The 23,831-nt window shown below is 54.5% G+C and carries 18 protein-coding genes; 8 read left to right on the top strand and 10 right to left on the bottom strand.

Annotated features, from left to right (window positions below; genetic code table 11):
- Positions 1-69 precede the first annotated feature (69 nt).
- Positions 70-402 (bottom strand): thioredoxin TrxA, encoded by a 333-nt coding sequence (gene trxA, locus ACPUC7_RS14610; protein ID WP_008105741.1) that lies wholly within the window; start codon positions 400-402, stop codon positions 70-72.
- A 117-nt stretch (positions 403-519) separates the two neighbouring features.
- Here trxA and rhlB point away from each other — a divergent pair, with 117 nt between their 5' ends.
- On the top strand, positions 520-1,815 hold the full coding sequence (gene rhlB, locus ACPUC7_RS14615; protein ID WP_343553931.1) for an ATP-dependent RNA helicase RhlB: 1,296 nt from the start codon (positions 520-522) through the stop codon (positions 1,813-1,815).
- 7 nt (positions 1,816-1,822) lie between these two features.
- On the top strand, positions 1,823-3,307 hold the full coding sequence (gene ppx / locus ACPUC7_RS14620) for an exopolyphosphatase (RefSeq protein ID WP_343553932.1): 1,485 nt from the start codon (positions 1,823-1,825) through the stop codon (positions 3,305-3,307).
- Between the two features lie 67 nt (positions 3,308-3,374).
- Here the strand turns inward: ppx and rep are convergent, their stop codons facing one another.
- On the bottom strand, positions 3,375-5,396 hold the full coding sequence (rep, locus tag ACPUC7_RS14625) for a DNA helicase Rep (protein ID WP_494923470.1): 2,022 nt from the start codon (positions 5,394-5,396) through the stop codon (positions 3,375-3,377).
- 77 nt (positions 5,397-5,473) lie between these two features.
- On the opposite strand from rep, the gene ppiC reads away from it, so the two are divergent.
- Positions 5,474-5,755, top strand: coding sequence for a peptidylprolyl isomerase PpiC (gene ppiC / locus ACPUC7_RS14630; RefSeq protein ID WP_008105734.1), 282 nt, complete (start codon positions 5,474-5,476; stop codon positions 5,753-5,755).
- Here the strand turns inward: ppiC and ACPUC7_RS14635 are convergent, their stop codons facing one another.
- Positions 5,756-7,816, bottom strand: a complete 2,061-nt coding sequence (locus ACPUC7_RS14635) for an AsmA family protein (protein ID WP_494923471.1) — start codon at positions 7,814-7,816, stop codon at positions 5,756-5,758.
- A 61-nt stretch (positions 7,817-7,877) separates the two neighbouring features.
- Positions 7,878-8,651: a cyclic-guanylate-specific phosphodiesterase gene (pdeH, locus tag ACPUC7_RS14640; protein WP_494923472.1), complete on the bottom strand. Its 774-nt coding sequence runs from the start codon at positions 8,649-8,651 to the stop codon at positions 7,878-7,880.
- Between the two features lie 281 nt (positions 8,652-8,932).
- On the opposite strand from pdeH, the gene kdgK reads away from it, so the two are divergent.
- A complete protein-coding gene (kdgK, locus tag ACPUC7_RS14645) occupies positions 8,933-9,865 on the top strand; it encodes a 2-dehydro-3-deoxygluconokinase (RefSeq protein WP_494923473.1) in 933 nt (310 codons plus the stop codon).
- A 365-nt stretch (positions 9,866-10,230) separates the two neighbouring features.
- Positions 10,231-11,103, top strand: coding sequence for an alpha/beta hydrolase (locus ACPUC7_RS14650; protein WP_343553937.1), 873 nt, complete (start codon positions 10,231-10,233; stop codon positions 11,101-11,103).
- A gap of 156 nt (positions 11,104-11,259) precedes the next feature.
- Here the strand turns inward: ACPUC7_RS14650 and ACPUC7_RS14655 are convergent, their stop codons facing one another.
- From ACPUC7_RS14655 to bcsE, 6 genes are all read right to left on the bottom strand, one after another.
- Positions 11,260-12,774 (bottom strand): M16 family metallopeptidase, encoded by a 1,515-nt coding sequence (locus tag ACPUC7_RS14655; RefSeq protein WP_494923474.1) that lies wholly within the window; start codon positions 12,772-12,774, stop codon positions 11,260-11,262.
- A 245-nt stretch (positions 12,775-13,019) separates the two neighbouring features.
- Positions 13,020-14,300: a dicarboxylate/amino acid:cation symporter gene (locus tag ACPUC7_RS14660; protein WP_343553939.1), complete on the bottom strand. Its 1,281-nt coding sequence runs from the start codon at positions 14,298-14,300 to the stop codon at positions 13,020-13,022.
- Between the two features lie 228 nt (positions 14,301-14,528).
- On the bottom strand, positions 14,529-16,541 hold the full coding sequence (gene hmsP, locus ACPUC7_RS14665; protein WP_494923602.1) for a biofilm formation regulator HmsP: 2,013 nt from the start codon (positions 16,539-16,541) through the stop codon (positions 14,529-14,531).
- A gap of 204 nt (positions 16,542-16,745) precedes the next feature.
- Positions 16,746-18,380 carry a cellulose biosynthesis protein BcsG gene (gene bcsG, locus ACPUC7_RS14670; protein ID WP_494923475.1) on the bottom strand — a complete coding sequence of 545 codons (1,635 nt, stop codon included), beginning with the start codon at positions 18,378-18,380 and terminating at the stop codon, positions 16,746-16,748.
- A complete protein-coding gene (bcsF, locus tag ACPUC7_RS14675; RefSeq protein WP_343553941.1) occupies positions 18,373-18,561 on the bottom strand; it encodes a cellulose biosynthesis protein BcsF in 189 nt (62 codons plus the stop codon). The genes bcsG and bcsF overlap by 8 nt, the downstream gene beginning before the upstream one ends.
- Positions 18,558-20,108 (bottom strand): cellulose biosynthesis protein BcsE, encoded by a 1,551-nt coding sequence (gene bcsE, locus ACPUC7_RS14680; protein ID WP_494923476.1) that lies wholly within the window; start codon positions 20,106-20,108, stop codon positions 18,558-18,560. Before bcsE ends, bcsF begins: the two co-directional genes overlap by 4 nt.
- A 193-nt stretch (positions 20,109-20,301) precedes the next feature.
- On the opposite strand from bcsE, the gene bcsR reads away from it, so the two are divergent.
- Genes bcsR through bcsA form a run of 3 tightly spaced genes read left to right on the top strand, consistent with a single transcriptional unit; the run spans position 20,302 to position 23,827 of the window.
- The gene (gene bcsR / locus ACPUC7_RS14685) at positions 20,302-20,499 is read left to right on the top strand and encodes a cellulose biosynthesis protein BcsR (protein WP_343553943.1); all 198 of its coding nucleotides are present in this window, start codon (positions 20,302-20,304) and stop codon (positions 20,497-20,499) included.
- Complete coding sequence (gene bcsQ / locus ACPUC7_RS14690; protein WP_494923477.1) at positions 20,496-21,227, top strand: cellulose biosynthesis protein BcsQ; 732 nt, start codon at positions 20,496-20,498, stop codon at positions 21,225-21,227. Before bcsR ends, bcsQ begins: the two co-directional genes overlap by 4 nt.
- Positions 21,224-23,827, top strand: a complete 2,604-nt coding sequence (bcsA, locus tag ACPUC7_RS14695; RefSeq protein WP_494923478.1) for a UDP-forming cellulose synthase catalytic subunit — start codon at positions 21,224-21,226, stop codon at positions 23,825-23,827. Before bcsQ ends, bcsA begins: the two co-directional genes overlap by 4 nt.
- The last annotated feature ends 4 nt before the right edge of the window (positions 23,828-23,831 follow it).

Here is a 23,831-nt window from a genome sequence, read left to right on the forward strand (position 1 = left end):
CACGCTTAAAGTGAGACGTCCAGCAGTGGCGAAAAAATTCACCACTGCGGGATAAACACCGCGCTGGGCTTAGGCCAGGTTAGCGTTCAGGAACTCTTTCAGCTGCCCTTTAGACAGCGCACCCACTTTGGTTGCCGCCACTTCACCGTTCTTGAACAGCAGCAGAGTTGGGATGCCACGGATGCCATATTTAGGCGCGGTGCCTGGGTTGTCATCAATGTTCAATTTGGCGATGGTAAGCTTACCTTCGTACTCTTCTGCGACTTCGTCGAGAATCGGGGCGATCATTTTGCAAGGACCACACCATTCAGCCCAGAAATCTACCAGAGTGACACCGTCTGCTTTCAGTACGTCTGTGTCGAAACTGTCATCGGTCAAGTGAACGATCTTATCGCTGCTCATGTTTAACTCCAAAAGATTGCGCCTGGCGAATTGGCGGAAATGTTACCAACGTAGGTTGACTTTATTTCATCGGATACGCTTTCGTAAAGCGCTAGTAAGCTGATATTCTACCACACTATGAGCAAAACACACTTAACTGAACAGAAGTTTTCCGACTTCGCCCTGCACCCTCAGGTGGTTGAAGCCCTTGATACCAAAGGCTTTTCTAACTGCACGCCTATTCAGGCGCTCGCGTTGCCATTTACGCTTTCAGGGCGTGATGTCGCGGGTCAGGCGCAAACCGGTACTGGCAAAACGATGGCGTTCCTGACGTCAACGTTTCATTATCTTCTTTCTCATCCTGCCGCTGAAGGCCGCCAGGTTAATCAGCCACGTGCGCTGATCATGGCGCCGACGCGTGAGCTCGCCGTACAAATTCATGCCGATGCTGAACCGTTAGCAAAAGTGACTGGCTTAAAGCTGGGCTTGGCTTACGGTGGCGACGGCTACGATAAACAGTTGAAAGTGTTGGCAGATGGCGTCGATATTCTGGTGGGCACCACCGGACGTTTGATCGACTATGCCAAGCAGAATCACGTCAATCTGGGCGCGATTCAGGTTGTTGTGCTGGATGAAGCCGATCGCATGTTCGATCTCGGTTTCATTAAAGACATTCGTTGGCTGTTCCGCCGCATGCCGCCGGCCACCCAACGCCTGAGTATGCTGTTCTCTGCCACCTTGTCTTACCGCGTGCGTGAACTGGCGTTTGAACACATGAATAACGCCGAATACGTGGAAGTCGAACCGGAGCAGAAAACCGGCCACCGTATTAAAGAAGAGCTTTTCTATCCTTCGAATGAAGAGAAAATGCGCTTGCTGCAAACGCTGGTTGAAGAAGAGTGGCCAGATCGCGCCATCATCTTTGCCAACACCAAACATCGCTGTGAAGACATTTGGGGCCATTTGGCAGCCGATGGTCATCGCGTTGGTTTGTTGACTGGCGATGTGGCACAGAAAAAACGTCTGCGCATCCTTGATGATTTCACCAAAGGTGATGTTGATATTCTGGTTGCCACCGACGTCGCCGCACGTGGTTTGCACATTCCTGCGGTAACGCACGTGTTCAACTACGATCTGCCTGACGATCGCGAAGATTATGTTCACCGTATTGGTCGTACCGGCCGCGCGGGTGCCAGCGGACACTCCATCAGCCTGGCGTGTGAAGAGTACGCGCTGAACCTGCCAGCGATTGAAGAGTATATCGGTCACGGCATTCCGGTCAGCAAGTACAACAGCGATGCTTTGCTGGAAGAGTTGCCACCACCGAAACGTCTGCAACGCAGTCGCTCTGGAAACGGTCCACGCCGTGGCGGTAACAACAGTAACCGTCGTAGCGGTGCACCTCGCAATAGCAACCGTAAACGTCCGGGTTAAGCACACCATGCTAAGCGCATCGTCACTTTATGCTGCGATTGATCTAGGTTCTAACAGCTTTCATATGTTGGTGGTGCGCGAGGTGTCTGGCAGTATCCAGACCGTCGCGCGGATAAAGCGCAAAGTGCGTCTGGCTGCCGGTCTCGACAAAGCCAATCATCTCTCCGCAGAGGCGATGCAGCGCGGCTGGCAGTGCCTGAAATTGTTCTCCGAACAGCTTCAGGATATTCCCCCTGAGCAAATCCGCGTGGTGGCAACCGCCACGCTGCGCATTGCCGAAAACGCGCAGGATTTTCTTACTACTGCTGAACAAATTCTTGGCTGCGCGGTGAATGTCATCAGCGGCGAGGAAGAAGCGCGCCTGATTTATCAAGGTGTGGCGCATACTACCGGCGGTTCCGATCAGCGTTTAGTGGTCGATATCGGCGGCGGCAGCACCGAACTGGTTACCGGCGAAGGTTCACACGCCACCACATTGTTTAGTTTGTCGATGGGTTGCGTCACTTGGCTGGAACGCTATTTCAGCGATCGTCATCTTGCTAAAGAGAATTTCGAGCAGGCCGAATTGGCCGCGCGTGAAATGATTCGCCCGGTCGCCGCGGCATTGCGTGAAAAAGGCTGGCAAATCTGTGTAGGCGCATCCGGTACCGTTCAGGCGTTGCAGGAAATCATGATGGCGCAGGGCATGGATGAGCGCATCACGCTGAGCAAGTTACAGCAGCTTAAGCAGCGCGCCATTCAATGCGGCAAGCTGGAAGAGTTGGAAATTGAAGGATTGACGCTGGAGCGCGCGCTGGTTTTCCCAAGCGGCCTGTCGATTCTCATCGCCATCTTCCAGGAACTCAGTATTGAAGGCATGACGCTGGCTGGCGGCGCACTGCGCGAAGGTTTGGTGTACGGCATGCTGCATCTGCCGATTGATCGCGATATCCGCAGCCGCACACTGCAAAACGTGCAGCGCCGTTTTGCCATTGATGTTGAGCAGGCAGGACGCGTGCGCCAGTTGGCGGAGAGTTTCTTCCGTCAGGTAAGCAGCACGTGGAAGTTGGATAATCGATGTCGCGATCTGCTGTTAAGCGCCTGTTCGATCCACGAAATTGGCCTCAGCGTCGATTTCCGTCAGGCTCCGCAACACGCCGCCTACCTGATTCGCCATCTCGATCTTCCTGGCTTTACTCCCGCGCAGAAAAAGATGCTCGCCTGCTTGTTGCAGAATCAAAGCGGCAGCATTGATTTAGCCTTGCTGACGCAGCAAAACGCCGTGCCACCGCGCATGGCCGAGCGTTTAAGCCGTTTGCTGCGTCTGGCGATTATCTTCTCCAGCCGCCGCCGCGATGACACATTGCCCGCCGTGCGTTTGCAGGCCGATGATGATGCCTTGCATTTAACCTTGCCAAGTGGCTGGCGCGAAGCGCATCCGCTGCGTTCAGAGTTGCTTGAGCAGGAAAGTCATTACCAATCATATGTGCACTGGTTACTGACGATCTCCTGATGTTCGGGCGGCATAAATGCCGCCCCTACATTCGTCGTAGGGGCGCCATTTTTGGCGACCGCTAGCATTAACCCTTCTTCGCATTCTCCAGCATCGCTCTTAACCCCGCGACCCGCGTCTGGCTAGTTTTGGCCCGCTCTTCCGCGCTCACCACTTTTTTCTCGTGTTCCCACAACAGGTCATCCTGCGGCAATTCCAGCAGGAAGCGACTCGGCTCTGGGCGCACCAGCTCGCCATATTGACGGCGCTCGCGGCACAGCGTAAACGTCAGCTCGCGCTGCGCACGCGTGATACCTACGTAGGCTAAACGGCGCTCTTCTTCGATATTGTTCTCATCAATGCTGCTCTGATGCGGCAACAAACCCTCTTCCATGCCGACCAGATAGACATACGGGAACTCAAGTCCTTTAGACGCATGCAGCGTCATCAATTGCACCTGATCCAGCTCCTCGTCGCTCTCACCGCGTTCCATCATGTCGCGCAACGTAAAGCGCGTCACCACTTGCGCCAGCGTCATCGGCTCGTTGAGCTCATCACCTTCCAACATTTCGGTCATCCACTGGAACAGCAAATTGACGTTCTTCATGCGCATTTCAGCGGCTTTTGGGCTGGGCGAGGTTTCGAACAACCAACTCTCATAATCGATGCCGCGAATCAGGTCACGCACCGCATTCACCGGTTCACGCTCGGTTAGCTGGATAATCTCATTCAGCCAATGGGTAAAACGCTGCAAATGCTCTAATCCGCGCCCGCTCAGCGTTTGTTCCAGCCCCATATCAAAGCTGGCGTGATACAGGCTTTTGTTGCGCAGGTTGGCCCATTCACCCAGTTTTTGCAGCGTTGCCGGGCCAATCTCACGACGCGGCGTATTCACAATACGCAGAAATGCGCTGTCATCTTCCTGATTGGTCAGCACACGCAGATAAGCCAGTAAATCTTTGATTTCCGGACGTGAGAAGAACGAAGTGCCGCCGGAAATACGATAAGGAATACGGTTCTGCATCAGCTGCTTTTCAAACACGCGTGACTGATGATTGCCGCGATACAGAATCGCGTAATCTTTGTAGGCGGTTTTATTGATGAAGTGATGCGCAATTAACTCGCCAGCCACGCGTTCGGCTTCATGATCTTCGTTGTTGGCGCTCAGCACTTTCAGCTCGCTGCCCTGCCCCAATTCAGAGAACAGGCGCTTTTCAAACACGTGCGGATTGTTAGCAATCAGGATGTTGGCCGATTTGAGGATGCGCTGGGTTGAGCGGTAATTCTGCTCCAGCTTCACCACTTCCAGCGCTGGGAAATCCTCTTTTAGCAGCACCAGATTTTGCGGTCGCGCCCCGCGCCACGAGTAAATCGATTGATCGTCATCGCCCACCACGGTGAATCGCGCGCGCGCGCCGACAATCAGTTTCACCAGCTCATACTGGCTGGTATTGGTGTCCTGATATTCATCCACCAACAGATAGCGAATACGCTGCTGCCAGCGTTCACGCACTTCCTGATTGCGTTGCAGCAGCAAGGTGGGCAACGCGATTAAATCGTCGAAATCCAGTACGTTACAGGACTTGAGATGCTGGTCATACAGCTGATAGCAGTGGGCAAAAATCTGGTCGCGCTGCGATTGTGCCGCGCCAATCGCCTGTTGCGGATCAACCAGATCGTTCTTCCAGTTGGAGATGGTAGAAATCAGCTGCTGCAACTGGGTTTTATCTTCTTCCAGCCACTGTTGGGTCAAATCTTTGAGTAGCGCCAGCTGATCCTGATCGTCGAACAGCGAGAAGCTGGCTTTCATGCCGAGTGCTTTGTATTCGCGTTTGATGATCTCCAACCCCAAGGTGTGGAAGGTAGAAATCATCAGGCCGCGCGCCTCTTTGCGTCCCAGCGTCTGCGCCACGCGCTCTTTCATCTCACGTGACGCTTTGTTGGTAAAGGTCACGGCGGCGATATGGCGCGCCTGATAGCCGCATTCGCGAATCAAGTGGGCGATTTTATTGGTGATAACGCGGGTTTTACCGGAGCCAGCACCGGCCAGCACCAGGCAAGGTCCAGTGACAAATTCGACAGCACGTTGTTGGCCGGGGTTTAAACGCATAACGGAAATCGCTCAGTGGATTCGAAAAAAAGGTGGGTATAATGCTTGCGCACGATTATACACAACGAGATTCAATGATGGCGAAAACCGCGGCGGCTTTACATATCCTCGTGAAAGAGGAAGCGCAGGCAAAATCCCTGTTGGCGCAGCTTGAGAAAGGCGCGAACTTCCAGCAACTGGCAAAAAAACACTCAACCTGCCCGTCTGGGCGCAACGGCGGAGATTTGGGTGAATTCCGTAAAGGGCAAATGGTGCCAGCCTTTGATAAGGCGGTCTTCTCCTGTCCGCTGCTCCAACCTTATGGACCGGTGAAAACCGCCTTTGGTTACCACATCATCAAAGTGCTGTGGCGTAACTGATCACTTCTGATTCTTCATCTGCTGCAGCACGTTACTGCATTGGTTGGCTTCGTTATCGCTAGGCGACACCAGCGCCAACAATGCAGCAGCCGGAGCCACGACCGCGCCGAGCGCCACCGCAGCCGCGCCACGCGCAATCAGCGGTCCGGCTTTCACGCCAGCATCCGGATTTTTGAAGGTGCCGCGCACATACAGCGGCGAACGCAGCGTGATGATGCGAATCCCTTTACTCTCCGGATTGATCGACAAGTCCATGCGTTCGTTAGCAAAGTTGACGTTGCCGGTCACGTTGATCACCGCATTTTCGGTATCCAGTAAGAACAGCTGCGGCGTCGCTAATCCCTGACGAATATTCAGATCGGTGGCGGCGCAGTTGATTTTCACCTCATCGTCACCGAACAGCTTGCCGACGATATAGTTACCGACGTTCAAACCGGCAATTTCCATTAGGCTGCGGCTGATTAAGCCATCGTTCATCAGCAGTTTCAGTTCACCATTGCTGGTACCGAGCAGATCGGCCACCGAATTGCCGGTGCCGCTCAACGTCGCATCACCATTAAGCTGCCCCAAACTGTTTTGCATTGCCGTGACATCCGGGAACAGCTGACGCAGACGCAATTTCCGCGCATGCAAATCCGCCTTTCCGCGCATCGGCGTGCGATTGCCTTCCAGATGAATAGTGGAGTTGATACTGCCGCCCGCCATGCCGAAGCGCAGCGGATCAAGCAGCAGATCGCCGTTCTTCAATTGCAGATGGGTATACAGATCGCTGAGCGGCAGCTTGCTGCTGTGTTCGATACGTTTGCCGCTGAACTTCACATCGGCATCCATCACGTCCCAGCTTTTGGTATCGAACTTGTCATGCGGCAACACGCGATCGGCCGGTTGCGTTGAGGCATCGCCACGCTGCGCTTTGGCCTGCTGCGTTTTCTCGCTGCCTTTACCCGAATTCACGCCAATCAGCGGCCCCAAATCGGCCATACGCAGTTGATTCGAGGAGAGTTCACCATTCAGTGTTGGCCGTGGTTTACCTTGCTGATAGCGCAGCGAGCCATGAATATCGCTGTCGCCGATATGGCCGTTGAAGTTTTCATAGCGGAACAGCGGCCCTTTCTCGTCGGTAAAGCGCGCAATCAAATGGCCGTCAGTTTCATACGGTGGCGTATCCGGCAACAGCACGCCGGTCAAACCATACAAATTCGCCAGCGTATCGCCGGAGAAGCGCAGACGCACATCCAGCCCGCCGAGATTCAGCGGATCTTGTAAGGTGCCATCGATGCGCACACGCGTGCTGCCATTGCGCACATCAACCTGCAACGGGAACGGCGTGGTTTTACTGCGCAGCGATAACATGCCGCCAATTTTGCCGTCGCCATCCAGTTTCTGATCGTTGTACGTGCCGCTCGCTTGCCAGCCAAAGACAAAATCACCCGCGCCTTTTTGCTGATCGTTGCCGCCAGCGACTTGCGCATACGGCACCGGTTTGCCCAGCGGATTGATGGTGACAGTGACATCGGCTTTGTTGATGGCGTCGCGATAGCGCACTTGCCCCTGATCGAACAGGATATTATCGAGACGGAATGACCATGCCGATGGCGCAGCATTGGCGTCGCTGTTCTTGCTGCTTGCCAGATCGAAGGTCCAGTTGTTCTTTTTATCAGCGGTCTGCACCAGGCGCGCATCCGGCTGTTGCATCTTAATCCATGGCAGGTAGATCTGCTGATGCAGCAACGCCAGCGGCGCTATCGTCGCTTCCACACGCTGCAAATGCACCATGGTGACATCAGGAATCGATGGCGGGTTGCCGAGCATCACATCGTCGGCATGGATCTGCGGCCACGGCACCCAACTGCGCCAGCCGGGTTCTTCGCGATTGCGCACCCACGCCACGCCCAGATCGCCGCGTATCGCGAAAGGTCGATTTAATTCCGCTGAAACTTTTTGATTTATCGTTGGTTTCAGGCGATTCCAGTCAAAAGTGGCGATGATCACCACAATCAGCACAACCAATAACAAAAAAATCCCGACCACCCAGCTCAGGATCTTTCGGGTACGTGACATATTGCATCCTCCTTGCCCTTCCACGTCTCACTAAGGATAGTCGAGACGTCGCGGAACGGGATCAGGGAAGCTCAAGCGCCATACGTTCCAGCTCGCTAAACGGCACCGGACGTGAGAAGAAATAGCCCTGCGCCGCCATTGCTGGCGAGCTACGCACCTGTTGCCACTCTTCCTCGGTTTCCACGCCTTCAACGATCACGCCGTTGCAATAACGGTTAATCAACGCCAGCAGCATCGAAAACATCGAACGCCCTTCATCGCTGGCACGCAGCAGCATAAACAGTTCGCGAGAAAGTTTGATGTAGTCATAACGCAGTTCGGTCAATGCCGAGAAATTCGCCATGCCCGAACCGAAATCATCCAGCCACAACGGGCCGAGTTCCGGCATCTTCGCCACCATCTCTTCCTGCGGCAGCGCGTGGTGTTCGGTCAGTTCAAAACGCACCCACGGCAATTGGGCGATCAGTGTGCGAATCGACTCGTGCTGCTCAATCTCCATCAACGTTGGGCCGTCGATATTGACCGATGCCACCAGTTCACGTTGCTGGAAAAACGGTGACCACTTTATCAATAGTTCAAGTTGCTCCTGCACCACAGCCAAGCGCTGTGCGATAGTCAGTGCATCAAAATACGCTTCGGGCGACAGCCTTTTTTCTGGCGCGGATGGATGAGTTACCGCCGTCAGTAATTCAATGGCCAGCAAGCGGCCTGAGACCTGGTAAATCGGTTGGAAAGTGTAGAATCGTTGGCACTGCTGCCAGAAGAGACGCGTTTCCTGTTGTTGTTCCAGCTCATTTGAAATAGGCAGCCGATGACTCAAATTCTTCATCACCATGGTTTTTTCCTGGTTGGTGGTGAGTGCCTGCAAATAGCATCTCAGCGGCAAGTATCGGCGATCGCATGGATAACTTTATCAATCTAAGCGGGTCCATGAAGAGAGGAGTGTAACAGCGTACTTCGCGCTTAATCGGCAAAACACAAGGCGCTTTGGCCGTTAAATCCGCGCAGCGTGGCGTTTTTGTTGCCTTAAGCTAAATCAAAACATCGTTTTAAAAACCATTGACGACTGCCATACCAGACGCGAGACTAGGGCAAAATCACTATAGGCTACAGACCATGACGCAGAAGAAAATTGCCATCATTGGAGAATGCATGATTGAGCTATCCGAGAAAGGCGACAGCATCAAACGCGGTTTTGGCGGCGACACGCTGAATACTGCGGTATATCTCGCACGCCAGTCAGATGAAAACCAGCTGCGCGTTGATTACATCACCGCACTCGGCACCGACAGCTTTAGCGATCAAATGATCGCCGCCTGGCAGCAAGAGCAAGTACATACCGATCTGATTCAGCGCCTCGACAACAAAATGCCGGGCTTGTACTTCATCGAAACCGATGAACACGGCGAGCGCACCTTCTGGTACTGGCGTAATGACGCAGCGGCGCGTTTCTGGTTGGATAGCGCGCAGGCGGATGAGATTTGCCAGCAACTGGCGCACTACGATTATCTCTATTTGAGTGGCATCAGCCTGGCGATTCTGCCCGCCGCCAGCCGCGACAAATTGATGGCGTTGCTCAGTGCTTGCCGTAAAAACGGCGGCAAGGTGATTTTCGATAACAACTATCGTCCGCGCTTGTGGGCCGATAAAGCCAGCGCGCAGCAAGCCTATGCAGAAATGCTGCGCCACACCGATATGGCGTTTCTTACCCTCGATGATGAAGATTTGCTGTGGGGCGAGCAGCCGCTGGAAGCGGTGATCAAGCGCACGCGTGATGCCGGTGTAACGGAGATTGCGATCAAGCGCGGCGCGGATTCGTGCCTGGTTGCGGTGGGTGACGACGCGATGCGTGAAGTGGCGGCCATTAAGCTGGCGAAAGAAAAGGTCATTGATACCACCGCAGCGGGTGACTCGTTCAGCGCCGGTTATCTGGCGGTGCGTTTAGCCGGTGGCAGCGCCGAAGAATCCGCCGCACGTGGACATCTCACCGCCAGCACCGTGATCCAACATCGCGGCGCGATTATCCCGCTGAGCGCGATGCCAAAGTAAATTTGCCGCTTCGCTGTAGGGTCGCCATTTATGGTGACCCAAATCATTACCAACACTAACAAACCAACCCGCAAAGTTTGCCTTAATTCAGCATTTTCACCTGTGAATTTTAGCTAATCACCCAGCCGACCCACTTCTGTAACAAAACCCGTAACCCAGCTTCAAGCCCGCTTAACAGAATGATTTAAATTCAATGTGTTATGGCACGAAAACTGGCCGCCAGGCATAGTCCGAAACTGGCGAAATCCACGGTTTTCGGCTGGACGTCATCGCCAAAAGAGACCATGTTTTAATCAACAACAGCAGGACGCTGTTACTCCGGCCGCGAAAAAATAACGACAACATGACTCGCTCAGGACTGACTTATGCACACAGAAATTATCAACATCTGGCCACACGGTGATGCGCCCGGCGCGAGCGATTCACGCGCTCAGCCGCAGATCGTCGATCTCGCCAAAGAGTACGAACCTTATGACCGCGCTGCCACTGGCGTGCGTTGCCCGGAAATCGCTATCTGGCATCCCGAAACCTCGAACGGCATCACCTTGCTGGTCGCGCCGGGCGGCGGTTATCAGCGCGTATTAATTGATCGCGAAGGCAGCGCGCTCGCCACCTTCTTCACCTCAATGGGCTATACGCTGGCGGTGATGACTTATCGTCTGCCGTACGATGGCCATCATGAAGGTCCAGACGCGCCACTGGCCGATGCGCAGCGGGCGATGCGCGTGCTGCGTGAACGTGCGCAGCGTGGTTTGAATGGCAAGTACATCGTGATGATGGGCTTTTCCGCTGGCGGACACGTGGCTGCCAGCCTTGGCACCCGCTTCGGCGAAAAACTCTATCCGGTGCAAGATCAAGCCGACAGCTTCTCGCCGCGCCCGGATGCGATGGTGCTGCTCTATCCGGTGATCAGCATGCGCGAAGGGTTAGCGCATGAAGGATCACGCACCCGCTTGCTCGGCGCGTGGCCGGATCAAAGAATGGTTGATGCCTATTCGCTGGAAACGCGCGTACACGCACAAACACCGCCGACCTTGCTGATTCACGCTTCGGACGACGAGTCGGTTTCGGTGAATAACAGCATGGTGTTCTTCAGCGCGCTGCGCGAGCACAAGGTGCCGGTTGAGATTCACTTCTATCAGAAAGGCGGGCACGGATTTGGTATTCGCGGCGTGGCAGATTTGCCTTTAGCCAGCTGGCCGATGCTGGTAACGGAATGGCTTCGTGCTAAAACGTAGGGGCACCATTTTTGGCGTAACACTCGTCAATTAAGCTTTTTGGTCACCATAAATGGCGACCCTACAACGGAATAGCGCGCTTTTCGTAGGGTCGCCATTTATGGTGACCCATTCGCTCAGAATTAGCATAAGGGCGCATTTTAATGCGCCCTTACATTACGAAGACGGTGGCGCCGGATCGGTTACTGCGCCGGCATTACCGCTATCGACTTTCACATCGTCGGGATTGGCTGGCGCCGCTGGCGGATCAGGCAACTTCATCACCTTGTCCCAGCCTTCTTGCAGCATCTTCACATTGGTTTCCGCTTCGCCCTGCGGCTGAATCAGTACCATGGTCAATTCTTGCGACAGTTGCTGGCGCAGTTCCTGATTCAATTGATCGCGCGTTAAGCCGCTGAGGAAAGCCTGACGCAGTTTCTGATACTGCTCCGGCGCGATATCCACCACCGCATTTTGCTGCGAACGCAGACGCTGGCCCATCAAAATATCAGTATCGGTACGCGCGTAAGTGGCAAACAGCTTGTTGAGTTCCAACAACTTCTGCGCCATCAACGCATCGAATTCATCTTGCGGCAAGCCTTTGTCACGTACCGCCGCCAACTCTTTTGCCACCTGATTCATGTTCTGCGGCAACGAGGCATTCGGGCTGTCCATGTTGATTGAGCACTGCGCGCGTTGATACAGCACGCGACAATCAAAACCAACCTGCACGCTTTGCGCTTTGCTGTCCGCCAGCGCACGTTGCACATGCCAGAACAGCGCTTCACGCGCCAAATCACTCTGCCAATAGCGCTGCAAATTCTGCGAATCGCGAATCGGCTGCCATGCCGTATCCCACACCAGCGACAGGCGATCCTGATTCATCCCGCCATTAACCAGATTCACTGGCTGATGCGGCAACGGTGACAAGGTTGGCATTGCGGCCGGTGCGACGCGCTTACCTTTTAGCGGCGAGAAGGCTTTGTTGATCTGCTCTGCCATGCTGCGGCTATCAACGTTACCCACCACATACAGCGTCATGCCATCCGGCGTGTACCACTGCTGATAGAAGCTGTTGAGCTGCGCGATATCCACCGGCGCGCGCGGTTGCTCGCCGGGATCGTGCGCCAGCATCGTTGAACCTTTCAGACGATAGCGCCACCACACATCTTGCGTATTCGGCGGCCAGGTGGCGATCGGATCATTTGCCGTCAACGCGGTGGAAACCACTTGCTCATTAATCGTCATTTTCCCGGCAGTTGCCGCCAGCCAGCTCAGCGCTTCTTTCAGCAAATCTGGGCGGTTGTTGGGCAAGCTCAGGTTGTATTGGGTGTAATCGTAGGACGAAATTGCAGGCGGCAGCGGACGTTGCGGGTCCATGGCTTGTTGCCACAGCGCACGTTGCTGATTGGTGTCCAGCGTGGCGTTATGCACCATCGCTAAACGCGGTAATAAGTGGCTATAGCCAGTTTGTTGTGCGCTCTCCACCAGCGAACCGGTGTTAACAATCAGGCGCAGCTCAATACGATCGCTCGGACGCTGTGGTGTGGTAAGCAGTTGCCAACTAAAACCATTGTCCAGTTTGCCTTCTTGCCAGGCGGGATCGGGTTGGAGCGTCTCGGCGTGCACGCCAAAGCCGGATGCTGCCAGTAGCAATCCGCCAACCAAAAGCCGAATTCTGGTGCCCTGCATGTGAACCCCTAATCAAACAGATCAACGCTCGTTAGCGCGGCATGTTCGGCCACATCTGGGGTGACCGGCGCGGCATTTTGCCGCCACGTTTATTTAAGAACAGACTCTTTGACCACAAGAAGGTCAGGATGTCGCGCAACGAGGCAAAAAATCGGGAAAAAAATCAATGGGGTTTATTATGCAAATGCCCGCTGTCAGGGCAAGCGACAGCGGGCATTTCTCAGCAATTTAACGCAAATGGGCGTTTATACGGCAGTTTCTGATGGCTTATTCACCTTTTTCCCGGAAGAAAGCGTCGCGTTCAACTGATTTTCATCCAGCTGGCCGACCCACTTCGCTACCACGATGGTCGCCACACCGTTACCGACCAGGTTAGTCAGTGCACGCGCTTCGGACATAAAGCGGTCAATACCGAGAATCAGCGCCAGGCCAGCAACCGGCAAGTGTCCCACCGCAGACAACGTCGCCGCCAGCACGATAAAGCCGCTACCGGTTACGCCCGCTGCGCCTTTCGAGGAGAGCAGCAGCACCACCAGCAAGGTAATTTGGTGGAACACATCCATATGCGCGTTGGTCGCCTGCGCGATAAACACCGCCGCCATGGTGAGATAAATCGAAGTGCCATCGAGGTTAAACGAGTACCCGGTTGGGATTACCAAGCCGACCACCGATTTCTTACAACCCAGTTTCTCCATCTTATCCAGCATGCGCGGCAGCGCAGATTCAGATGAAGACGTCCCCAGCACAATCAGCAGTTCTTCTTTGATGTAAGCAACAAACTTGAAGATGTTGAAACCGGCAAAGCGCGCGATTAATCCCAGCACCACCACCACGAACAGCACACAGGTAATGTAGAAGCAGATAATCAACTGACCGAGCTGCACCAGCGATCCCACACCATATTTACCGATGGTAAACGCCATGGCACCAAAGGCACCGATCGGCGCAAGGCGCATGATCATGTTGATCACGCCGAAAATCACTTTGGAGAAACTTTCAATCACGTTAAACATCACGGTACCGGCGCTACCCAGACGATGCAGGGCGAAGCCGAATAGAATCGCGAACAGCAGCACTTGCAGGATATTGCCGCTGGCGAAGGCACCGATAACGCTATTCGGAATCACATCCAGCAGGAAGGCAACCACGCCTTGTTGTTCCGCTTGTTGTGCATAAACCGCTACCGCTTTGGCATCCAGCGTAGCCGGATCAACGTTCATGCCCGCACCCGGCTGCACCACGTTGACTACCACCAAACCGATAATCAGCGCGATGGTGCTGACCACTTCAAAGTACAGCAGCGCAACCGCGCCAGTACGTCCAACGGCTTTCATGCTCTCCATGCCGGCAATACCGGTCACCACCGTACAGAAAATAACGGGGGCGATGATCATCTTGATCAGCTTAACGAATCCATCGCCAAGCGGCTTCATTTGCGCGCCTAACTCAGGATAGAAGTGGCCCAACAGGACGCCGATGCCAATGGCAACCAGTACCTGAAAATAGAGGCTTTTTAAGATTTTCATAACAGGTGTCCAGTAAGACGGTTAGCACCGCCATTGTTGTGGAGAACGCATGCGGCAAGCCGCCAGAAGCGTAAAACCTTACCGATGGCGAGGAAAATAACACCCTGTTAACAAGATTAATATCCCCTAACATTCCTTACAAAAGTTACAAAACTCTAACTATGAACTGAAACGCTTCAGCACCGCGCTTCGCTTGAATTTTGCAAGGAAAATCAATAACCAAGGTGATTATTTAGGGAGTTGCGGGGTTCTGAGCCAGCGGTGATTGAAGACCACCAGCGGTAGGGCTTCAGCGTATAAGTAGCCTTGTCCTATAGTAATTCCACGCGCCAGCAGCCAATCGCGTTGCTCGGCGGTTTCGACGCCTTCGGCAATCACATCGAGATGAATGATGTCGGCAATCGCCGCCACAATGCGCACCATGGTGTCGTCATCCGGCAGCGCGGAAACAAAGCTGCGGTCCATTTTTAACTTATTCACCGGCAGCGCTTTGAACTGATGCAGATAGTTAAGGTTGGAATAGCCCATGCCGAAATCGTCGAGCGCCACGGCGACGCCGGTTTGCTGCAATAAACGCAGCAGCGCGATGGCTTGTTCTGCATCACCAATTTGCGCGGTTTCAGTGATTTCCAGCACGAAGTTGCCTGGCGCAATGCGATGCCGCTCCAGCAAGCCCTGCAAATGACTCACCATGCTGGCATCACGCAGTTGCACCGCTGAAATATTAACGCTCAACGGGATGTTAATGCCCTGCTTCTGCCAGCCGGCGATAATGCGGCACGCTTCTTCGAACACCCAGCGGCCAATCGCTGAAATCACGCCTATCTCTTCGGCGCTAGCAATAAATTCTTCCGACAAACCGTAACTGCCGTCTGGCATCCGCATGCGCAGCAGTGCTTCGGCACCGGCTAATTCACCGGTTTCCATGTTGATTTGCGGCTGCAAATAGAGGGCAAACTGCTCGTCCTGTAAACCTTGCAAGATGTCATGCTCCTGGGTTAACCGCTTTTGCGCCCGCTCGGTGAGCGCCGGGTCGAAGAACAGAATCTGGTTTTTGCCTTGATGGCGCGCCGACATCATCGCCGACGTGGCGCGATCCAACTGCTCGCTGGCCGCGATGCTGCTCTCTTCATGCAGCGCCAGGCCAATGCTGGCGTTCGGTCTGAGCTGGAGCTGTTGCAGGTTTACCGGTTGATTGATGCGAATCATCAAGCTGCGCGCCAGACGCATAGCGCGGAACGGATTGTGCGCGCGCTTCATTAACAAGGCGAAATCGCTGGGTCCGGTTTGCGCCAATAGCGAATGATCGTCCACCGTGCTGCGAATCTTCTCGACCAGCGTCAGCATCAGCGTATCGCGCTGTTCATCGCTCAACACGCCGTTGGCTTCCTGCAACGTCTCAATGCGAATCACCATCAAGCCCCACGGCTGGCGGTTGCTTCGATGGCTGATGTGCTGCTCCAGCAACGCAAGAAACAGCGCGCGATTGGGCAAATCGGTGACGGCGAAATGCGTGGTCATGCGGCTCATTTCGTCGTGAATGGATTCCAGCACCTGCTGGTTACGATTGTAGCTGCGGATCATCATGCCGATTTCATCATCACGATGATTATGCGGCAGCGGCAGCTTGTGAGTCAGAATCGCCTGCGGCGGCAGTTCCTGCAAATCACGCGAAATATTGCGCAGCGGATGAACAATCAACCGATTGATACACCAGCTGATCGCCACGGAAAGAATCAGCGCCAGCAGCAAATAGGTGGTGATCATGGTGGACAAGGTACTGAGCAGGAACTGATAGACGCGCGAAGAATCCGCTTGCAACACTAAATAAGCAATCGGCTTCGGCAATCCCGCACGCTCTGCGGAGTAGAGCGGCAATGTGATTTGCACTGGCAGCTCGAAAAGGCGCGCCACCCAGCGCGGCACCGGTTTTTCTGGCGCAAAATCGGCATGCAGCGCCTGGAACGCATTCGGCAGCACCACATCGGCGCGCGATAAAATCCCCGCCGGTTTCAACGTGTTGAGAATACGTTCTGCTTGGGGAATATCGCCTTTAATCACCGCATCAGTCAGCGGTTGACGCACGGTATGCGCCACATTTTCCATTTGTTGGGCGTAATCAATCCTGCGCTGCTGCACAAAGTGGAACAGTTGGATGACAATAAAGATGCTGATGGTCACCATCGCCACGGCGGAAACCGTCGCCATCTGCTTGATCGTTAGAGAACGACTGACGCGCAACAAAACCTCTCCAGGCTACTTTAGCCGTGTGGTTAGATGAAATTCGCAGCGAGTATATCTCAGGTCATGGGGTTATTTCGCCGGGATAAAGGCGAAAAATGGCCGAGTTCGGTGATTTAGAGGAGGATTCGGAAAAATGCAGGAAAGATGCCATCGCATTGTAACGGCGACCCAACGGGCCGCCCACTCTGATCACTATCGGTTTTACTGCGGATAAGCCACCCAATCACCGCCGTTCAGGCGGATCCACGGTTTGCCCTGATACATCATCACCACCGCATTGTCGTTCTCAGACACCACCGGCGTTTGCGGCAGGTTATCGGTCAACACCGACATATTCACGTTCGGCGCATTGAACACTTGTCCATCCACCACGCGTGAAACAATCTCTGAAATCGCTTGCAGGCTGGTTGGCGTATCCACGCTGAGCGGCTGACCTTGATGCGGCGCTTTCATACCCACAAACTTGATCCCGACTGGCACATGCGTGATATCCGGGCTTGGAATGTCACGCAAGCCCGACATCTGCATTTTATCGCCTTGCAGCGCCGCACCGTGTTCCGGCACCACCAGCACCATCACGCGACGGCCCGATTTCTCCAGATTCGTCAGGAAGGCGTCGAGTTGATCAAACAGCACTTTGGCGCGCGGCTGCCAATCGGCGCTGCGCGTGCTGCCCAATTCGCGTGTCCCGTCATGCAGCGGAATCAGGTTATAGAAAGTGGCGCTGCGCGCATCGCTGCTTTTAGTGCGATCGTCGAGCCAACGCTGCATTAACTGCGCATCATTGAATACCGGCGAACCATCAAATGAGGTCACTTCCGGCGCGATGCCGGCCTGCGACATCAACGGTGCCTGTAAATTGCCCTCTTCGCGCAGCTCTTTGAGATAGTTACCAAACACGCCGGTGTGATCCATCATCAACTGCTGCTTGAAGCCCAGCTTCGCTAAATTATCAAACAGATAGCAGCGCGCGTCGGTGGCTTTATACAGGTCGCTGTGCGAACTTTGGCCGCAACTGGCGCGCAGTAAACGAATCCCTGCCGGGCCGCTGTAGCCGGTGGCGGAATTGTAATTGTTAAGCAGGATATCGAAGTGCTGCCATAACGGATGATTGCGCAGCTGCGCCACGTTCAAATCTGACCACGACAGCGAACAGATGTTGATCACCAGAATATCAAACGGCTGTGAATCCGCAGGCAGCGCATCCGGGAAATGCGTGACGCGCTGGCGCTCGCTGTCGTAGAAGCGGTTAAGCCACGCGGTGAGATTGGCGCTGGTAGGCGGCGCGGATTGATCGAGGCCGTCTGGCGCTTTCGCCGCTGGCGCATTGTCCAGCTTCACGCTGGGCGTGGCCGCGTTGCTTGGCAACAAATTCAGCGCCGGACCGGCAATGGTCAGCACGTTGAGCCAGATCAGCATCAGTGAAACCAGCACGGTGACACGAATCCACTGTGCGACAAACAGATACAGCACCAGCAGCACAAAGCCCGCGCCGATCATTTCCCAGTTGATAAAGCGATTAGCCAGATCGAGCAGATAGCTCGTCGAGAAGCCCGCCAGTTGGCTGCCCTGGCTCATAATCGAACTCAGTCCCGGCAGCCAGGTATCGTGCCAGAACAGCGCAAAACCCATCGGCAGCGAAATCCAGTGGCGCAGGCGGTGCAAACGCAGATTAGGCAACGGGAACAGCAGCCACGCCAGAAACACCAGATTGCTCAGCGCGTGGAAATTCAAATAGCCGTACCACAGCAGCGCAAATTTAATCAGGAAATAGAAATTCCAGCCGCCGAGACCGCGCCACCACGAACCGCGCAGCGTTGAAGATGTGTTATCCATGTTTATCCGTTTTTTTCACTTTGCGTTGCCACTGCCCTTCTGATTTCAATGCACGCGTCGGCAGCAAACGCATCAGCGAACTGCTGCGACTGCGCGACAATCCGCGGCCAAACAGCGATTTCAGAAACAGCAAAACCAATAACAGCAGGATCGCCACCTGCACCCAGTCCATCAGTGTCATGGGCGGCTTACTCCATTGAGATTGAGGCTAATCGGTTGCGGCGTCTGCGCACTGCGCACCGTTTCCGCTGCGTGTGCGGGCTGCGGCAGCGCGGCGATCGGCTCGGTGCTGACATCGCGCTGGACCACCGGTGTGAGCTGGCGAATTTTATGCGCTTCCGACAGGATCTGATTGTCTTCGAACCACACCATGCGATTGCTGAATAGCTCATCGTGCGGCAACGAAAAAATCGATTTAAGCGCGATATCCAAATCGTTAAATCGGCAGGAAGAGAGGAATAAATAGATGCGATCGTTAATTAACGTCACCAAATCGCCAAAACGACGCGGTTTGCATAACGTCAGAATCTGTTCCGGCTTCAATTGCGGCACGGGACGCAACGCCACCATCAACCCTTTATCGTTTTCCGGCAGCAGCGTGTTGCTCATCAACTGCTGCACCGCCGCACAGAACGCCTCCAACGGCAAATAACCTTTCTGCTGCAACGGTTGTAGCGCTTGCATCAACGCATTGAGATTGGCCGGCACATGACGAGAGAATTGCTGCCCCTGAATGCCTTCCAGCGTAGTAAGAAAGCGCGACAAACTGGCCGCTGTTGGCACGATGGCGTTGACGCCACAAGCCAGCAGCAATCGTTCATCACTATAGCGAAGCGTGGTACTCATTTCGCGTACCACAATCTTCAACGCGCTACCACGCGAACGGCGCAAACTATGGACCATCTTCGCTAACGAATTGATGTCCTGATTATGGGCCAGGCTAAAGATCACCGTGGCGGCATTCGCCTGTTGGGCACGCGAAAACACGCTCTCGTTATCGCTAAACATCTGCCACTGCACAGAAAGCGGCGGCGCGCCTTCCAGCACGCTTTCTTGCGCGAGGAATTGATTTTCATCGTTGAGGCTTAATGGGATATTTTGCTCGCTTTCATTGGCGGCAATAAATTGATCTTCGATACAACTCAAGCGTATCGCGCGATCGGCCAACAATTTATCGGCGGAGTACCACCAATTAATTCGATATTGCCAGCTATCTTGTTGAAAATCTAAATGTGCGACACCATCAAGCTGGCGAAAATAACCTTGCAGATGATTGCGCAAGTGAATTATTGCCGTGCCGGAGGCGATCATTAACAAGGTGATTTGTTTATTGATTAACATGCGCCGCATGCGTTTAAGCCAAATTACCAGTTCGTCTGGCGATAATTTTGCCCACAGTTCAGCGTGGCTATAAAACAGCACTAAGCCGCTGTGCCTATCCAGAACACGCGCAAAATCGCTTTCTAACTGCTGTAAACTGGCTTTATTCGCTGGCAGCGAAAATAACGGCATACGCGCGGGACCATCCGCCGGATCGGGCGTCATCAGTGCCTGCGGTTTATCCGCAGCGCTAATCAGCGTAGCGGCATTTTGCTGGCTAACTACCTGACGCAACAATATTCTTGCGTCTTCCTGACGCTGACAAGTGATCCAATACAATCCAGGCGTTTGCAGGGAGTTTAATTCCTGCTGCACCTGTTGCAGTCCGAGCGCGTAGTGATTTTTCATATTTGATTCACGTTCTGTACAATCCAGGCTAGTTTAATCTAGACGACTATGATTGGAACTGCTGAAATAAAAAATAGCGACTTAATGCGAATCACATTGATCTGTGCATAGCATTTGCCTTTACTTCAGGCTTAAACTTTACAAAAAATAGAACCACAATTCATCCGTTGTTGTTTTTCGGTGGCAAAAAGTAATGAAAACTGAAAATGCCTTTTCGTTGATCGCATCCACCAGCGATGATCACGATGACATTAATGCGCTGAGTGATGCTTTTTCGTTAAAAGCATTTCACTACATTGATATTGCTCGCGAAGCGCGACTGAATACTATTATGGCGCGCTGGCCTTTGCTGCGTGAATTAACTGCGGCGCAGGAGTGGGATCGCCAATGAGCGTCATTGCACTTCAGGGTTTACGCGGCGGTTGTGGCGCGACTTCGCTCTGCGCGGCGTTAGGCTGGGCGCTAAATGCGCTGCAACAATCGGTGTTAGTGATTGATCTTTCAGCGGTAAATCAACTCGCCGCCCATTTTAATCTGCCGCTGGATAATGCTTCCGGCTGGGCGTCCGCGCTGCTTGAGCAGCAAGCGTGGCAAAATAGTGCGCAACGCTATCAAAACGGACTCGATTTCCTGCCGTTTGGCCATTTATCTTCAACGCAAGTCGCACGCTTTAATGCCGCTGATGCGGATTTTGCCGCGCCGCTGCTGCACGCTTTACCGGCCCTGAAATCACAGTACGATTGGATTATTTTCGATGTCCCAGCGGATCTGTTGCCGTGGCATCGCGCGTTTTTGCTGGCGGCCGATCGGCTGCTGCAAGTGCTGACGTTGGATGCCAACTGCCAATTGCGTCTGCATCATCCACGTTTCCTGCCGCATACCTTGTTCCTGATTAACCAATTCAACGCCAACAGCCAACTGCAACAAGATCTGCATCAGTTATGGATTAACTCGCTCAACAACCTGATTCCGCAAGTGATTCATCGCGATGAAGCGCTAGCGGAAGCCTTGATGATGAAGCAGCCGGTTGGCGAATATCGCCCGCATGCGCTGGCGAGTGATGAGATCAACACGCTGGCCAACTGGCTGTTGCTGCACGTGGCGGGAGGCGCAGCGTGAATCCGTTGCGTTGGTTGCTGCTACCGCAAGCGTGGCAGGCGCTACATAACCGCGCGCAGGTGGCGCGTCAGCATGGCGCGGGCCGCTTAACCACCGCGCTGCATCTGATGTGGTGCGTGTTGGCCTGGTCGCTGCTGCGGCTGGAATCGCCCAGTTGGCAACGTATCTTGCAACAGCGTCAGCGCTATTATCCCAACATTTCGCCACTGCGCCCGCGCGCGTTGGATGTGCTGCGTTATGCGCTGCAAAGCCTGTGGCTGATGCTGGTGCTGCCAATGCATAACGAGCGCCAACGCTTTAACGCCTTTGGCCCGCTGTTCCGCTGGCGGCAGCGGCTGTATCAATGGTTGGGATCGATTCCCGCCCGCTTAGCGGAAACCGGTCTGCGTGAACGCTCGGAGCAGAAGCTGCAAGCGCTGCCATCGCGCATGCGCCAGCTGCTGTTTATCGTGGCAGCGATTGTCGCCAGCTTGTTGGCACTGCTGTGTATTTCGCAACCGTTCGGCATTACCACCCAGTTTGTCTTCGTGCTGCTGCTGTGGGGTTTGGCGATGCTGGTGCGGCGCGTGCCGGGTCGTTTATCCACCATCATGTTGATCGTGTTGTCGCTGACCATTTCCTGCCGCTATTTGTGGTGGCGTTATACCGAAACGCTGAATTGGGACGATCCGCTCAGCCTGACGTTTGGCTTGCTATTGATTGGTGCGGAAACCTATTCGTGGACGGTGCTGGTGCTGGGTTATTTCCAGACGCTGTGGCCGCTGAATCGCCAGCCGGTTTCCATGCCGCCGGAAATCACCTCGTGGCCAAGCGTCGATATTTTGGTGCCGACCTACAACGAACCGCTCAGCGTAGTGAAACCGACCATTTATGCGGCGATGGGCATCGACTGGCCGCAGGATAAGCTCAACATCTATATTCTCGATGACGGCACGCGCGACGAGTTTCGCGAATTTGCCGCCAGCGTCGGCATCAATTATGTGGTGCGCCCCACGCACGAACACGCCAAAGCCGGCAACATCAACCATGCGCTGAAAGTCGCTTGCCGCAGCGATTACGTGGCAATTTTCGACTGCGACCATGTGCCAACCCGCTCATTCCTGCAACTCACCATGGGCTGGTTCCTGAAAGATCATCGATTGGCGATGCTGCAAACGCCGCACCACTTCTTCTCGCCCGATCCGTTCGAACGCAACCTGGGCCGTTTCCGCCAAACGCCAAACGAAGGCTCGCTGTTTTATGGTTTAGTGCAGGACGGCAACGATACCTGGGATGCGGCCTTCTTCTGCGGCTCTTGCGCCGTATTGCGTCGCAGCGCATTGGATGAAATTGGCGGCATTGCGGTTGAAACCGTGACGGAAGATGCGCACACCTCGCTGCGTTTACATCGCCAGGGCTACACCTCGGCGTATATCCGCATTCCGCAGGCGGCGGGTTTGGCGACCGAGAGTTTGTCGGCGCATATCGGGCAACGTATTCGTTGGGCGCGCGGCATGGTGCAAATTTTCCGCCTCGATAACCCGCTGTTCGGCAAAGGCTTAAAGCTGGTGCAGCGCCTGTGTTACGCCAACGCCATGCTGCATTTCCTTGCTGGTATTCCGCGTTTGATCTTCCTGCTGGCGCCGCTGGCGTTTCTGCTCTGTCACGCTTACATCATCTACGCGCCCGCGCTGGCGATCGCCATTTACGTGCTGCCGCATATGCTGCACACCAGCCTGACCAACTCGCGCATTCAGGGCCGCTGGCGGCATTCGTTCTGGAGCGAAGTGTATGAAACCGTGCTGGCGTGGTACATCGCGCGCCCTACCACGGTGGCGCTGTTCAATCCGCACAAAGGTAAGTTCAACGTTACTGCCAAAGGGGGTTTGGTCACCGAACGCCATCTGGATTGGGTGATCACCAAGCCGTACATGATGCTGGTGCTGTTGAATCTCGCCGGCATCGGCATGGCGTTCTGGCGCATGGCGTATGGCCCGGCGAATGAAATGCTCACCATTTGGGTCAGCCTGGTTTGGGTGCTGTACAACATGATTATTCTTGGCGGCGCGGTGGCAGTTTCGGTGGAAGCACGCCAAATCCGTGAAGCGCACCGCGTGGAGATCGCCATGCCAGCGGCGATTGCGCGCGAGGATGGTCACATGGTGCCGTGCACCTTGCGCGACTATTCCGATGGCGGCGTCGGCGTGGAACTGCGTGAAGAGAATGCGCTGAAAGAGGATGAAGCGGTGTGGCTGCTGCTGCGTCGCGGTCAGCAAGAGTTCAGCTTCCCGTGCCAGGTGCAGCGTGTGTTTGGCCGTCGCGCCGGTATTCGCCTGCATCAACTCTCTACCCGCCAGCACATCGAATTTATTCAATGCACCTTCGCCCGCGCCGATACCTGGGCGCTGTGGCAGGACGGCTTCCCAGAAGATAAACCGGTGCAAAGTCTGGCCGATATTATGGTGCTGGGTTTCAAAGGCTATCTGCGTCTGGCCGAGTACGGTCCCGCGCCGCTGCGCCGATTATTCCGAGGACTCACCGCATTGGTGAGCTGGCTGGCGACATTGCTGCCGCAACGCATTGGCCGCGCGCCCGCAACCATCAAAACCGATTTCACTTAAGTTG

Source organism: Pantoea sp. CFCC18179, assembly GCF_059412405.1.